Genomic DNA, 13142 nt, shown 5'->3' with positions numbered 1-13142 from the left:
GAGGTGGGCACAGGGGTACGGCGGTACTACGAATTAACGCGAGTACAGTTCGACGATCAGCGATTCGTTGACGTCGGCAGCGATTTCGCTACGGTCCGGCGAGGACTTGAAGGTGCCTTCCAGCTTCTTCGAATCCACGGAAACCCACTGCGGGAAACCGTTCGATTCGGCCAGCGACAGGGCTTCGGCGATACGCACTTGCTTCTTGGCCTTTTCACGGATGGCGATGACGTCGCCAGCCTTGACGGAGTACGAAGCGATGTTGACGACTTGACCGTTCACGGTCAGGGCCTTGTGGGACACCAGCTGACGCGCTTCAGCGCGGGTCGAGCCGAAGCCCATGCGGTAGACGACGTTGTCCAGACGGGATTCCAGCAGCTTCAGCAGGGTTTCGCCGGTGTTGCCCTTGCGGCGGTCGGCTTCAGCGAAGTAGCGGCGGAACTGACGCTCGAGGACGCCGTACATGCGCTTGACCTTCTGCTTTTCACGCAGCTGGTTGCCGTAGTCGGAGGTGCGGGCGCCCGAGGTGCGGCCGTGTTGACCCGGCTTGGAATCCAGCTTGCACTTGGAATCCAGCGAGCGGCGTGCGCTCTTCAGGAACAGGTCGGTGCCTTCGCGGCGGGAGAGTTTTGCTTTCGGTCCGATATAACGTGCCACGGTATTTCCTTTATCAATGACGTCCCATGTTGCCGGACGCTAGTCTGACCTGCATGCGGCCAGACAGTGGTCTTAAGAACAAAACCCGCCAAGGTGATTGGCGGGTGATTTGCCTGCGCTTTTGCCTGACGAACAGGCGAAAGCGCAAGATTATACTACAACTTAGATGCGACGGCGCTTCGGCGGACGGCAGCCGTTGTGCGGGACCGGAGTCACGTCCTGGATCTGGGTGATCTTGATGCCCAGGTTGTTCAGAGCGCGCACTGCGGATTCACGGCCCGGGCCGGGGCCCTTGATACGCACTTCCAGGTTCTTGATGCCGCATTCGATGGCAACCTTGCCGGCGCTTTCAGCGGCGACCTGGGCTGCGAACGGAGTCGACTTGCGCGAACCCTTGAAGCCAGCACCACCCGAAGTTGCCCACGACAGAGCGTTGCCCTGACGGTCGGTGATCGTGATGATGGTGTTGTTGAACGAAGCGTGAACGTGCGCGATGCCTTCAGCAACGTTCTTCTTGACTTTCTTGCGAACACGCGATGCTGCTGCGTTGTTGGGGGACTTTGCCATAATTTCTTCCTTGAATCCGACCAGTGCTTGCGCCTGCCGGGATTATTTCTTCAGCGATTGAGCGGCCTTGCGCGGACCCTTGCGAGTACGGGCGTTGGTGCGGGTGCGTTGACCACGGACCGGCAGACCACGACGGTGACGCAGGCCGCGGTAGCAACCCAGGTCCATCAAACGCTTGATGTTCATGGACAACTCACGGCGCAGATCGCCTTCCACGACGAACTTGGCGATTTCGTCACGCAGCTTTTCCAGCTCGTTATCGTCCAGGTCCTTGACCTTCTTGTTGGTCGGAACGCCGGTAGCAGCGCAAATGTCTTGTGCGCGCGGACGGCCAATACCATAGATGGCGGTCAGGCCGATCACGGTGTGCTGATGGTTGGGGATGTTGACCCCTGCAATACGTGCCATTCGTTATTCCTCGATCAATAACGTTAAGTTAACCCTGGCGCTGCTTATGGCGGGGTTCGGTGCAGATCACGCGAACGACGCCATTGCGCTTGATGATTTTGCAGTTGCGGCAGATCCGCTTGACTGATGCGAGCACTTTCATTGTGGCCCTCTTTCTTTCAATGTTTCACTGTTACTTGGTTCGGAACACGATACGTGCCCGGCTCAAATCGTAAGGCGTCAGTTCCACCGTTACCTTATCGCCGGGCAAGATACGGATGTAATTCATGCGCATCTTGCCGGAAATATGGCCGAGTACAACGTGACCGTTTTCCAACTTAACCCTGAATGTCGCGTTGGGCAGATTTTCAAGAATCTCGCCCTGCATCTGAATAACGTCGTCTTTTGCCATTCCGTGTCTTCTTCCTCTGGAGCATGAGCCCGCTTATCGCGGTGTCATGCCACCCTTGAAATTAGCTTTGCGGAGCAACGATTCATACTGCTGAGACATCACATAGTTCTGCACTTGGGCCATGAAATCCATCGTCACGACCACAATGATCAGCAGCGATGTGCCACCGAAGTAGAACGGAACCTTCCAGCGTGCGATCAGGAACTCTGGCAGCAGGCACACCAGGGTGATGTACACGGCGCCGGCCAGGGTCAGGCGCATCAAGATCTTGTCGATATAACGCGCGGTCTGGTCACCCGGACGGATACCCGGAACAAACGCACCACTCTTCTTCAGGTTGTCTGCCGTTTCCTTGCTGTTGAACACCAGTGCGGTGTAGAAGAAGCAGAAGAAGACGATAGCTACCGCATACAGCAACGCATGGATCGGTTCGCCTGGTGCCATCGATGCCGCCAGATCCTTCAGGAAACGAATGAAGGGGTTCGACGTATCACCGGAGGTGAACCAGCTGGTGATCGTGGCCGGGAACAGAATGATCGACGATGCAAAGATCGGCGGAATCACACCAGCCATGTTCAGCTTCAGCGGCAAGTGGCTGCTCTGGCCACCGTAGATCTTGTTGCCGACCTGACGCTTCGCATAATTCACCAGGATCTTGCGCTGACCACGTTCGATGAAGACCACCAGGAACGTTACCAGCGCCACGATCGCACAGATCAGGATTGCCGAGAGGGCATTCATCGAACCGGTACGAACCAGCTCGAACAGGCCACCCAGAGCATTCGGCAGACCCGCCGCAATACCGGCGAAGATGATGATCGAGATGCCATTGCCCAGACCACGCTCAGTGATCTGTTCACCCAGCCACATCAGGAACATCGTACCGGTAATCAAGGTCACCACCGTGGTCAGACGGAAGGCCAGACCCGGATCCAGCACCAGGCCGGCTTGCGATTCCAGCGCCACCGCAATGCCCAGCGCCTGGAAGGTCGCCAGCACCAGGGTGCCGTAACGGGTGTACTGCGTGATCTTGCGACGACCGGCTTCACCCTCTTTCTTCAATGCTTCCAGCTGCGGCGAAACCACCGACAGCAGCTGCATGATGATCGATGCCGAGATATACGGCATGATCCCCAGTGCGAAGATCGTAAAACGCGACAGGGCACCACCGGAGAACATGTTGAACATGCCCAGAATGCCGCCCTGATTCTGCTTGAACAGCTGCGCCAACTGCGTCGGATCAATACCCGGAACCGGGATATGTGCACCGATGCGATAAACGATCAACGCCCCCAGCAGGAACCACAAACGACCCCAGGGGAATCCTTTTGCGGCGCCTTTTGCTAATTGAGGAGTAGTTGCCAATTAATGCTCCGGGACCGGATCACTCAGCGATGGAACCACCGGCAGCTTCAATAGCGGCCTTGGCACCAGCGGTTGCGATCAGACCCTTGACGGTTACCTTCTTGGTCAGTTCGCCAGCCTTGATGATACGCACGACACGAGCCAGTTCCGACACGAGGCCGGCTTGCTTCAGTGCCAGCACGTCGATCTCGGCGACGGGCAGCTTTTCCAGGTCGGACAGGCGCACTTCAGCCTTGTAAGGCGTAGCCAGCGACTTGAAACCGCGCTTGGGCAGACGACGTTGCAGGGGCATCTGGCCGCCTTCAAAGCCGACCTTGTGGAAACCGCCCGAACGCGACTTCTGACCCTTGTGGCCGCGACCAGCGGTCTTGCCCAGGCCAGAGCCGATACCACGACCGACGCGACGCTTAGCGTGCTTGGCGCCGTCTGCGGGTTGGATAGTGTTTAATTGCATGATTCGCTCCGTTCGCAAGCCGCGGCTTACGACACAACTTTCACAAGATAGGACACTTTGTTGATCATGCCGCGCACCGACGGGGTGTCTTCCAGTTCGGACACCGAGTTGACGCGACGCAGACCCAGACCGCGCACGGTAGCGCGGTGGTCCTGACGAGTACCGATCAGACCCTTGACCAGCTTGACTTTGATTGTGTTAGCCATCTCGATCACCTTAGCCCAGGATTTCTTCGACCGACTTGCCGCGCTTGGCAGCAATTTCAGCCGGAGTGTTCATCTTCGACAGACCGTCCAGGGTGGCACGGACCATGTTGTAGGGGTTGGTCGAACCAGTCGACTTGGCCACCACGTTGGTCACGCCCATCACCTCGAAGATCGCGCGCATCGGACCACCGGCGATGACGCCAGTACCGTCCTTGGCCGGCGAGATCATCACCGACGAAGCGCCGTGCTTGCCGATGACGGTGTGTTGCACGGTACCGTTCTTCAGGGTCACCTTGATCAGCTTGCGACGAGCTTCTTCCATCGCCTTCTGCACGGCCACGGGCACTTCCTTGGACTTGCCCTTGCCCATGCCGATACGGCCATCGCCGTCACCGACCACTGCCAGCGCTGCGAAACCCATGATGCGGCCGCCCTTCACCACCTTGGTGACGCGGTTGACCGCGATCATTTTTTCGCGCATGCCGTCATCAGGCTTGTCGCTTTGCGTTTTCGATTGCATTTTTGCCATGATCGATAATCCTTAGAACTTCAGGCCGGCTTCACGCGCAGCCTCAGCCAGCGCCTTGACGCGACCGTGATAACGGAAACCGGAGCGGTCGAATGCGACTTCAGTCACACCGGCCTTCAGAGCCTTCTCCGCCACGCGCTTGCCGATCAGGGCAGCAGCGGCAGCATTGCCGCCCTTGCCGGTCTGACCTGCCAGCTGGGCGCGGACTTCTGCTTCCAGGGTGGAAGCGGAAGCCAGCACGTTGGCGTCGGGGCCGATGACGCTGGCGTAGATGTGCGTGTTGGTACGGTGCACAGCCAGACGATTCACCTTCAGTTCTGCGATCTTGGCGCGAGTCTGAGTCGCACGGCGCAGGCGAGATTGTTTCTTGTCCATCGTCAACCCCTATTACTTCTTCTTGGTTTCTTTGAGCGTCACCACTTCGTCAGCGTAGCGCACACCCTTGCCCTTGTAGGGTTCGGGTTCGCGGTACGCGCGAATTTCAGCGGCGACCTGGCCAACCACCTGGCGATCGATACCCTTGATCAGGATTTCGGTCTGGGTCGGGGTCTCAACCTTGATGCCGGCGGGCATCTGGTGAACGATGGGGTGCGAGAAGCCCAGCGACAGGTTCAGCTTGTCGCCTTGTGCTTGTGCACGGAAACCCACGCCAACCAGGTTCAGCTTCTTTTCGAAGCCCTTGGTGACGCCGTTGACCATGTTGTTGACCAGAGCACGCAGGGTGCCCGACATCGCGTTGGCTTCGCGGCTGTCATCAGCCACTTCGAAGCTCAGCGAGCCATTGTTGTTGACCACCTTGACCTTCTTGGTCAGCGGTTGGGTCAAGGAGCCCAGCGGGCCCTTGACGGTGATTTGCTCTGCAGTGATGGTCGCTTCCGCGCCATTCGGCAGTGCAACAGGCATTTTACCTACACGAGACATCTTGCACTCCTTAGGCCACGTAGCAAATCACTTCGCCACCGACACCGGTTGCGCGTGCTTTGCGATCAGTCATCACGCCGCGCGGGGTGGACACGATTGCCACACCCAGGCCGTTCATGACGTTGGGGATATCGTCCTTGCCCTTGTAGATGCGCAGACCCGGACGGGACACGCGCTCCAGGCGCTCGATGACCGGACGGCCAGCGTAATACTTCAAACCGATTTTCAATTCAGCCTTGCCATCAGCGGCAACAACGGCGAAATCTTCGATATAGCCCTCGTCCTTGAGGACGTTGGCAATGGCGACCTTCACTTTGGAAGACGGCATGACGACGGTAGTCTTGTTCACGCCTTGCGCATTGCGGATACGGGTCAGCATATCGGCGATAGGATCGCTCATACTCATTGCTTCTTCTCCTATTACCAGCTAGCTTTGGTCAAACCCGGGATTTCGCCGCGCATGGCGATTTCACGGACCTTGATACGGCCCAATCCGAACTTGCGGAAAGTACCACGGGGACGGCCAGTCAGTGCGCAACGGTTGCGCTGACGGGTCGGAGCGGAGTTACGCGGCAGAGCCTGCAGCTTCAGGCGGGCTTCGTAACGCTCTTCTTCCGACTTCGATTGGTCGTCGATAATAGCCTTCAACTCGGCGCGCTTGGCAGCATACTTCTTCACCATTTCTGCGCGCTTCTGTTCACGGTTAATCAGTGCCAGTTTTGCCATGGCATCCTCAGTTTCTGAACGGGAATTTAAATGCGGCGAGAAGCGCCTTCGCTTCGTCGTCGGTCTTTGCAGTCGTGGTGATGCTGATGTTCATGCCACGCAGTGCATCGATCTTGTCGTACTCAATTTCGGGGAAGATGATCTGCTCTTTCACACCGATGTTGTAGTTGCCACGACCATCGAACGCACGACCCGACACGCCACGGAAGTCACGCACGCGCGGCAGGGCCACGGTGATCAGACGATCCAGGAATTCGTACATGCGGGCGCCACGCAGGGTCACCATGCAGCCGATCGGGTAGCCTTCGCGGATCTTGAAACCTGCGATAGCCTTGCGAGCCTTGGTCACCACCGGCTTCTGGCCAGCGATCTTGGTCAGATCGCCAACGGCGTGCTCGATGATCTTCTTGTCCGCAACTGCTTCGGACAGACCCATGTTCAGGGTGATCTTCAGGATGCGCGGAACTTCCATCACCGACTTGTACGAATACTTCGTAGTCAGATCGGCGACGACCTTATCTTTATAAAACTGTTGAAGACGTGCCATGATGTTTAAACCTTAACGACTTCGCCGTTGGACTTGTAAGCGCGGACCTTCTTGCCGTCCACTTCCTTGTAAGCCACACGATCTGCCTTGCCGGTCGCAGCGTTGAACAACGCGACGTTCGACACATGAATTGGCATCAGCTTATCGACGATGCCGCCAGTTGCACCCGTCATCGGGTTCGGACGGGTCGCCTTCTTTGCGACGTTCACGCCTTCCACGATGACATAATCGGCGTCCACACGAGCAGTCACGACACCGCGCTTGCCCTTGTCTTTGCCGGTCAACACGATGACTTCATCGTTTTTACGAATCTTTGCCATGACTACTCCTTACAGAACTTCAGGCGCCAGGGAGACGATCTTCATGAAGCGCTCTGTACGCAGCTCACGAGTCACCGGCCCAAAGATACGGGTGCCGATGGGCTCCAGCTTGGCGTTCAGCAGGACGGCAGCATTACCATCGAACTTGACCAGCGAACCATCCTGACGACGCACGCCCTTGGCGGTGCGAACGACGACAGCGTTATAAATTTCACCCTTCTTGACGCGACCACGCGGCGCTGCGCTCTTGACAGTAACCTTGATCACATCGCCAATGCCCGCATAGCGGCGCTTGGAACCACCCAAGACCTTGATGCACAGAACTTCACGCGCACCAGTGTTGTCGGCCACTTCGAGCCGGCTTTCAGTTTGAATCATGATATTTTCTTTCCCAACTTAATCCGCTTCGCAGGATGCGCTGGCGGTCAGTCTTGGTCCTGTTAGCAAGCGAACTCGCTAGTTAGGGGACGAATAGAGCTACTCTTGAGCCTCTCTTCGCAAACTTTATTTTGCAAAGAAAGAGCTCGATATTATGGCACCATAATATCGAGCACGCAAGTACTACCTTTACTGCTTAAACGATTTGTGCTTCCTGTACCACACGGGTCACAGTCCACGCCTTCGTCTTGGAGATCGGACGGCTTTCGGTGATTTCCACCACATCGCCGGCCTTCGCCGAGTTTTGCTCATCATGCGCGTGGTACTTCTTGGTGCGCTTGATGATCTTGCCATACAGCGGGTGCTTCATTTGACGCTCGATTTCGACAGTGACGGTCTTATCCATCTTGTCCGACACAACTTTGCCAATCAGCGTGCGCTTGAGCGCTTGTTTCACTTGATCGTTCATTGTTGGCCATCCTTCGAGTTGATCACAGTTTTCACACGTGCGATGTCGCGACGTACCTTCTTCAGCTGTGCGGTATTGTTCAGTTGCTGGGTCGCAATTTGCATGCGCAGGCTGAACTGAGCTTTCAACAGCTCGCCCAGTTCCTTTTCCAGTCCTGCCTTGTCCTTACCGCGGAGTTCAGATGCTTTCATGTTCCGCTCCTAATTATTGACCGACTTGGCGAACAACGAAAGTCGTCGACAGCGGCAATTTGGCAGCAGCCAAACGGAACGCCTCGCGCGCCAGGGCTTCGTCCACACCGTCCATCTCGTACAGTACCTTACCCGGCTGGATTTCAGCCACGTAGTACTCCGGATTACCCTTGCCGTTACCCATACGCACTTCTGCGGGCTTCTGGGAAATTGGCTTGTCCGGGAAGACGCGGATCCAGATACGACCACCGCGCTTGATGTGACGGGTCATCGCACGACGAGCAGCTTCGATCTGACGGGCAGTGATACGGCCGCGGCCGGTTGCCTTCAGACCAAAATCGCCGAACGAGACGGCAGTTCCGCGGGTGTGCGAAATGCCGGTGTTACGACCTTTTTGTTCTTTACGATATTTTCTACGTGCTGGTTGCAGCATGATTATTCTCCTGCTTTCTCAGCCGATACACCGGCATCGGCAGCTTGAGGACGACCACCGCCACGCTTTGCACCGGCGCCAGGAGCACCAGTCTTGGAGCGGGGACGTGCACCCGGCTTGCCGTCGTCACGACGGGGACCACGACGCTTCTTGTCGTCTTCCAGTTCGCCGACCAGCACCGGCGATTCGCCGTTTGCCAGGCGATCGCCCTTGTAGACCCACACCTTCACACCGATGATGCCGTAGGTGGTTTCAGCTTCGCCGAAGCCATAATCGATATCGGCGCGCAGGGTGTGCAGAGGCACGCGACCTTCGCGGTACCATTCGGTACGTGCGATTTCGATGCCGTTCAGACGACCCGACGACATGATCTTGATGCCTTGAGCGCCCAGGCGCATGGCGTTCTGCATCGCACGCTTCATGGCGCGACGGAACATGATGCGCTTTTCCAGCTGCTGGCAGATCGAGTCAGCGATCAGCTGAGCATCGGCTTCCGGCTTGCGGATTTCTTCGATGTTGACGTGCACGGGCACGCCCATCAGCTTGGCCAGTGCCGACTTCAGCACTTCGATGTCCTCGCCCTTCTTGCCGATCACAACGCCCGGACGGGAGCTGTAAATGGTGATGCGGGCGTTCTTGGCCGGACGCTCGATGACCACGCGGCCAACCGAAGCGTTCTTCAGCTTCTTCTTCAGGTAAGCACGGACCTTCAGGTCCTCGTTGAGCATGTCGGCAAAGTTGTTGTTGCCTGCATACCAACGCGAGCCCCAGTTACGCGTAACCGCCAGACGGAAACCGGTTGGATGAATCTTCTGTCCCATCGTGACTCCTTAGTTTCCGACGGTCACGTAAATGTGACACGACTGCTTGGAAATACGATCACCACGGCCCTTAGCACGCGCCGTGAAGCGCTTGAGGACCGCACCCTTTTCCACATAAATGGTCTTGACTTTCAGCTCGTCAATGTCGGCACCATCGTTGTGTTCGGCGTTCGCGATAGCGGACTCCAGAACCTTCTTGATGATGACCGCGCCCTTCTTGGGGCTGAAGGCCAAGATATTCAGTGCCTGATCAACTTTTTTACCGCGGATCAGGTCTGCAACCAGGCGGCCTTTCTGGGCCGACAGGTGCACACCGCGCAGAGTAGCTTTAGTTTCCATCATAGGACCTTATTTCTTAGCCTTCTTATCGGCAGCGTGACCCTTGAAAGTACGGGTCAGCGCGAATTCGCCGAGCTTGTGACCAACCATGTTTTCCGACACATAGACCGGCACGTGTGCCTTGCCATTGTGCACGGCAATCGTCAGGCCGATGAAGTCCGGCATGATGGTCGAACGACGCGACCAGGTCTTGATCGGCTTCTTGTCCTTGGTAGCCTGGGCAGCCTCAACCTTTTTCACCAGGTGGGCGTCGCAGAAAGGACCTTTTTTCAATGAACGTGTCATGTTTTATCCTTTATTTCTTGCCGCGACGCGAGACAATCATCGAAGTCGTACGCTTGTTGCTACGAGTCTTCTTGCCCTTGGTCTGCTGGCCCCACGGGGAAACCGGGTGACGACCAGCGGCGGTCTTGCCTTCACCACCACCGTGCGGGTGATCCACCGGGTTCATGACAACGCCACGAACGGTCGGACGCACACCGCGCCAACGGGTTGCACCGGCCTTACCGATCTTGCGCAGGTTGTGCTCGCCGTTACCGACTTCACCGATGGTGGCGCGGCATTCGATGTGAACGCGACGCACTTCACCGGAGCGCAGACGAACCTGGGCGTAGGTGCCTTCACGTGCCATCAGCACGACAGCGGCGCCGGCGGTACGGGCGATTTGCGCGCCCTTGCCCGGCAGCATTTCCACGCAGTGGATGGTGGTACCGACGGGGATGTTGCGGATCGGCAGAGTGTTGCCCGACTTGATCGGAGCTTCAGAACCGCTGATCAGCTGATCGCCAACCGACACGCCCTTGGGAGCGATGATGTACTTGCGCTCGCCGTCCGCGTAGCACAGCAGTGCGATGTGCGCGGTACGGTTCGGGTCGTATTCGATACGCTCAACCTTGGCAGGGATACCATCCTTGTTGCGACGGAAGTCGACAACACGGTAGTGCTGCTTGTGACCACCGCCGATGTGGCGGGTGGTGATGTGGCCGTTGTTGTTACGGCCGGCGGTCTTGGACTTCTTTTCGACCAGCGATGCCAGCGGACGGCCCTTGTACAGGTCGGGATTGACGACCTTGACCATGCCGCGCCGACCGGGCGAGGTCGGCTTCACTTTTACGAGTGCCATTATTTAGCCTCCTCGGTGAAGTTGATTTCTTGACCCGGCTTCAGGCTGACGAAAGCACGGCGGGTGTGGTTGCGGCGGCCCATACCGTTGCGCGAGCGCTTCTGCTTGCCCTGACGGTTGGCGACTTGCACCGATTCCACTTCCACCTTGAACAGCAGTTCGACGGCGGCCTTGACTTCCAGCTTGGTGGCGTCCTTGGCGACCAGGAAGACGACTTGCTCGTTCTTCTCGGCGACAAAGGTTGCCTTTTCGGAGATCACCGGTGCCAGCAGCACCTTCATCAGGCGCTCTTCGCTATGTTTCACGATTGCGTTCATGCCAGCAACTCCTCAATCTTTGCCAGAGCCGGCTTGGTGATCAAGACATTCTTGAAGTACACCAGCGACACGGGATCAGCTTGACGCGGCTCGACCACCAGCACACCCGGCAGGTTGCGCGAGGCCAGCAGCAGCTTTTCGTCCAGGCTGTCGGTAATAACCAGCACCGATTCCATGCCCATGCCCTTCAACTTCTGGGCCAGCAGCTTGGTCTTCGGGGCTTCGACGGCGAACTCTTCGACGACCGACAGGCGGCCTTCACGAGCCAACTGGGACAGGATCGAGCAGACACCTGCGCGATACATCTTCTTGTTGACCTTGTGGGTGAAGTTTTCGTCAGGCGAGTTCGGGAAGATACGGCCACCACCGCGCCACAGAGGCGACGAGGACATACCGGCACGTGCACGGCCAGTACCCTTTTGACGCCAGGGCTTCTTGGTGGTGTGGCTGACTTCTTCACGATCCTTTTGCTTGCGATTGCCGCTACGAGCGTTGGCTTGGTAGGCAACCACGACCTGGTGGATCAGGGCTTCGTTGTAGTCACGACCGAAAATGGTATCCGGTGCGGCGACGTTCGAAGCAGCTTGACCTTGGTCATTCAGGAGCTTCAGTTCCATTATTAAGCCCCCTTCTTCGCTTTGACTTTGACTGCCGGCGAAACGATCACTTGACCGTTCTTGGCGCCAGGAACGGCACCCTTGACCAGCAGCAGCTGACGCTCTGCGTCCACACGGGCGATTTCCAGGTTCTGGACGGTGGTCTTGACATCACCCAGATGACCGGTCATGCGCTTGCCGGGGAACACGCGGCCCGGATCCTGCGCCATACCGATGGAGCCAGGAACGTTGTGCGAGCGGGAGTTACCGTGGGTCGCGCGACCCGACGAGAAGTTGTAACGCTTGATGGTACCGGCGTAGCCCTTACCGATCGACACGCCTTGCACGTCGACTTTCTGGCCAGCTTCAAACATGCCGATGCCAACGACGTCGCCAGCCTTCAGTTCGGCAGCCTTGGAAGCGTCAACACGGAATTCTTTGAGGACAGTACCTGCCTCGACGCCAGCTTTGGCGAAGTGGCCGGCGGCGGCTTTCACCACGCGCGAAGCGCGGCGTTGACCGAAGGTCACCTGAACAGCGGAATAACCATCCACTTCAGGCGTTTTGATTTGAGTCACGCGGTTGTTGGACACGTCCAGCACGGTCACAGGGATCGAATCCCCATCTTCCGTGAAGATGCGCATCATACCAACCTTGCGACCAACAAGGCCCAGGCTCATTGTTTTCTCCATTCCCGCCTGCGATTGGGCGGGGCTGATGTTCGTACTACCATAAATTATGGGTCTTGCAAACGCAAAACCCACATCGAAGCCGAGCATTATAGCCCGTAAAACAAAAGCGCACAACCGAGGTTGTGCGCTTTTCCAACACTATGCCAGCTGATTACTGCAGCTTGATTTCAACATCAACGCCAGCGGGCAGGTCCAGCTTCATCAATGCGTCAACCGTCTTGTCGGTCGGATCGACGATATCCATCAGGCGCTGATGGGTACGGATTTCGAACTGATCGCGGGAGGTCTTGTTGACGTGCGGCGAACGCAGGACGTCGAAGCGCTGGATGCGGGTCGGCAGGGGAACCGGGCCCTTGACGACAGCGCCGGTACGCTTGGCGGTGTCAACGATTTCCAGTGCGGACTGGTCGATCAGACGATAGTCGAAAGCTTTCAGACGGATACGGATTTTTTGGCTAGGAACCGACATGATTTTCCTTTAAAGAACGAACCGGGGATGGGGATCACCCCCGGCGATGTTAAAAATGCGACTGGTGTTACTGGGTACTGCTACTGCTGATCCGACGATTAGTCGAAGATCTTGGCAACCACGCCGGCGCCGACGGTACGGCCGCCTTCACGGATAGCGAAGCGCAGGCCTTCTTCCATGGCGATCGGGTTGATCAGTTGCACGGTGATCGACACGTTGTCGC

At 57.4% G+C, this 13142-nt stretch carries 28 protein-coding genes; all 28 read right to left on the bottom strand.

The features are described 5' to 3' along the window. Window positions 1–33: 33 nt before the first annotated feature. A complete protein-coding gene (gene rpsD, locus HNO82_RS18645) occupies window positions 34–657 on the bottom strand; it encodes a 30S ribosomal protein S4 (protein WP_008334157.1) in 624 nt (207 codons plus the stop codon). Window positions 658–819: 162 nt separating this feature from the next. Next, a complete protein-coding gene (rpsK, locus tag HNO82_RS18640) occupies window positions 820–1224 on the bottom strand; it encodes a 30S ribosomal protein S11 (protein ID WP_006464911.1) in 405 nt (134 codons plus the stop codon). A 42-nt stretch (window positions 1225–1266) separates the two neighbouring features. After that, window positions 1267–1632 carry a 30S ribosomal protein S13 gene (gene rpsM, locus HNO82_RS18635; protein WP_006464912.1) on the bottom strand — a complete coding sequence of 122 codons (366 nt, stop codon included), beginning with the start codon at window positions 1630–1632 and terminating at the stop codon, window positions 1267–1269. A gap of 28 nt (window positions 1633–1660) precedes the next feature. Then, complete coding sequence (gene rpmJ / locus HNO82_RS18630) at window positions 1661–1774, bottom strand: 50S ribosomal protein L36 (protein ID WP_006464913.1); 114 nt, start codon at window positions 1772–1774, stop codon at window positions 1661–1663. 30 nt (window positions 1775–1804) lie between these two features. Then, on the bottom strand, window positions 1805–2023 hold the full coding sequence (gene infA / locus HNO82_RS18625; RefSeq protein ID WP_005663428.1) for a translation initiation factor IF-1: 219 nt from the start codon (window positions 2021–2023) through the stop codon (window positions 1805–1807). Window positions 2024–2056: 33 nt separating this feature from the next. Further along, on the bottom strand, window positions 2057–3388 hold the full coding sequence (gene secY / locus HNO82_RS18620) for a preprotein translocase subunit SecY (RefSeq protein WP_034351560.1): 1332 nt from the start codon (window positions 3386–3388) through the stop codon (window positions 2057–2059). 19 nt (window positions 3389–3407) lie between these two features. Beyond that, on the bottom strand, window positions 3408–3842 hold the full coding sequence (gene rplO / locus HNO82_RS18615; RefSeq protein ID WP_008334147.1) for a 50S ribosomal protein L15: 435 nt from the start codon (window positions 3840–3842) through the stop codon (window positions 3408–3410). Between the two features lie 26 nt (window positions 3843–3868). Next, a complete protein-coding gene (rpmD, locus tag HNO82_RS18610; RefSeq protein WP_006464916.1) occupies window positions 3869–4048 on the bottom strand; it encodes a 50S ribosomal protein L30 in 180 nt (59 codons plus the stop codon). Between the two features lie 10 nt (window positions 4049–4058). Continuing rightward, window positions 4059–4577, bottom strand: a complete 519-nt coding sequence (gene rpsE / locus HNO82_RS18605) for a 30S ribosomal protein S5 (RefSeq protein ID WP_006464917.1) — start codon at window positions 4575–4577, stop codon at window positions 4059–4061. 12 nt (window positions 4578–4589) lie between these two features. After that, the gene (rplR, locus tag HNO82_RS18600) at window positions 4590–4952 is read right to left on the bottom strand and encodes a 50S ribosomal protein L18 (RefSeq protein WP_008334143.1); all 363 of its coding nucleotides are present in this window, start codon (window positions 4950–4952) and stop codon (window positions 4590–4592) included. A gap of 12 nt (window positions 4953–4964) precedes the next feature. Beyond that, the gene (gene rplF / locus HNO82_RS18595) at window positions 4965–5498 is read right to left on the bottom strand and encodes a 50S ribosomal protein L6 (protein WP_008334141.1); all 534 of its coding nucleotides are present in this window, start codon (window positions 5496–5498) and stop codon (window positions 4965–4967) included. 10 nt (window positions 5499–5508) lie between these two features. Next, window positions 5509–5904, bottom strand: coding sequence for a 30S ribosomal protein S8 (gene rpsH, locus HNO82_RS18590; protein WP_006464920.1), 396 nt, complete (start codon window positions 5902–5904; stop codon window positions 5509–5511). 14 nt (window positions 5905–5918) lie between these two features. Continuing rightward, complete coding sequence (rpsN, locus tag HNO82_RS18585) at window positions 5919–6224, bottom strand: 30S ribosomal protein S14 (protein ID WP_008334139.1); 306 nt, start codon at window positions 6222–6224, stop codon at window positions 5919–5921. A gap of 7 nt (window positions 6225–6231) precedes the next feature. Further along, window positions 6232–6771 carry a 50S ribosomal protein L5 gene (gene rplE, locus HNO82_RS18580; protein WP_006464922.1) on the bottom strand — a complete coding sequence of 180 codons (540 nt, stop codon included), beginning with the start codon at window positions 6769–6771 and terminating at the stop codon, window positions 6232–6234. Between the two features lie 5 nt (window positions 6772–6776). After that, window positions 6777–7091, bottom strand: coding sequence for a 50S ribosomal protein L24 (gene rplX / locus HNO82_RS18575; protein WP_034339785.1), 315 nt, complete (start codon window positions 7089–7091; stop codon window positions 6777–6779). Window positions 7092–7100: 9 nt separating this feature from the next. After that, window positions 7101–7469, bottom strand: a complete 369-nt coding sequence (gene rplN / locus HNO82_RS18570; protein WP_006464924.1) for a 50S ribosomal protein L14 — start codon at window positions 7467–7469, stop codon at window positions 7101–7103. A gap of 196 nt (window positions 7470–7665) precedes the next feature. After that, window positions 7666–7938: a 30S ribosomal protein S17 gene (rpsQ, locus tag HNO82_RS18565; RefSeq protein ID WP_008334137.1), complete on the bottom strand. Its 273-nt coding sequence runs from the start codon at window positions 7936–7938 to the stop codon at window positions 7666–7668. Then, window positions 7935–8129, bottom strand: a complete 195-nt coding sequence (rpmC, locus tag HNO82_RS18560) for a 50S ribosomal protein L29 (RefSeq protein ID WP_006464926.1) — start codon at window positions 8127–8129, stop codon at window positions 7935–7937. Before rpmC ends, rpsQ begins: the two co-directional genes overlap by 4 nt. A gap of 13 nt (window positions 8130–8142) precedes the next feature. Next, window positions 8143–8562, bottom strand: coding sequence for a 50S ribosomal protein L16 (rplP, locus tag HNO82_RS18555; protein ID WP_008334136.1), 420 nt, complete (start codon window positions 8560–8562; stop codon window positions 8143–8145). A 2-nt stretch (window positions 8563–8564) separates the two neighbouring features. Further along, window positions 8565–9383 (bottom strand): 30S ribosomal protein S3, encoded by an 819-nt coding sequence (gene rpsC, locus HNO82_RS18550; protein ID WP_008334135.1) that lies wholly within the window; start codon window positions 9381–9383, stop codon window positions 8565–8567. Window positions 9384–9392: 9 nt separating this feature from the next. Continuing rightward, window positions 9393–9725 (bottom strand): 50S ribosomal protein L22, encoded by a 333-nt coding sequence (gene rplV, locus HNO82_RS18545; RefSeq protein ID WP_008334132.1) that lies wholly within the window; start codon window positions 9723–9725, stop codon window positions 9393–9395. Window positions 9726–9731: 6 nt separating this feature from the next. Next, window positions 9732–10007 (bottom strand): 30S ribosomal protein S19, encoded by a 276-nt coding sequence (rpsS, locus tag HNO82_RS18540; protein WP_006464930.1) that lies wholly within the window; start codon window positions 10005–10007, stop codon window positions 9732–9734. A 10-nt stretch (window positions 10008–10017) separates the two neighbouring features. After that, window positions 10018–10845 (bottom strand): 50S ribosomal protein L2, encoded by an 828-nt coding sequence (gene rplB, locus HNO82_RS18535; protein ID WP_006464931.1) that lies wholly within the window; start codon window positions 10843–10845, stop codon window positions 10018–10020. Beyond that, window positions 10845–11162: a 50S ribosomal protein L23 gene (gene rplW, locus HNO82_RS18530; RefSeq protein ID WP_006464932.1), complete on the bottom strand. Its 318-nt coding sequence runs from the start codon at window positions 11160–11162 to the stop codon at window positions 10845–10847. The genes rplB and rplW overlap by 1 nt, the downstream gene beginning before the upstream one ends. Further along, the gene (rplD, locus tag HNO82_RS18525; protein WP_006464933.1) at window positions 11159–11779 is read right to left on the bottom strand and encodes a 50S ribosomal protein L4; all 621 of its coding nucleotides are present in this window, start codon (window positions 11777–11779) and stop codon (window positions 11159–11161) included. The genes rplW and rplD overlap by 4 nt, the downstream gene beginning before the upstream one ends. Window positions 11780–11781: 2 nt before the next feature. After that, window positions 11782–12450, bottom strand: a complete 669-nt coding sequence (rplC, locus tag HNO82_RS18520; RefSeq protein WP_013232185.1) for a 50S ribosomal protein L3 — start codon at window positions 12448–12450, stop codon at window positions 11782–11784. A gap of 151 nt (window positions 12451–12601) precedes the next feature. After that, entirely contained in the window at window positions 12602–12919 is a 318-nt protein-coding gene (rpsJ, locus tag HNO82_RS18515) for a 30S ribosomal protein S10 (protein ID WP_006464935.1), read from the bottom strand. 98 nt (window positions 12920–13017) lie between these two features. Continuing rightward, window positions 13018–13142 (bottom strand): EF-Tu C-terminal domain-related protein (locus tag HNO82_RS18510; protein WP_488928512.1); only part of this gene is annotated, 125 nt, incomplete at its 5' end.

Source organism: Herbaspirillum sp. C9C3 (assembly GCF_013359625.1).
Lineage (GTDB): Bacteria > Pseudomonadota > Gammaproteobacteria > Burkholderiales > Burkholderiaceae_D > Herbaspirillum.
This window is presented reverse-complemented; position numbering and strand designations above follow the sequence as displayed.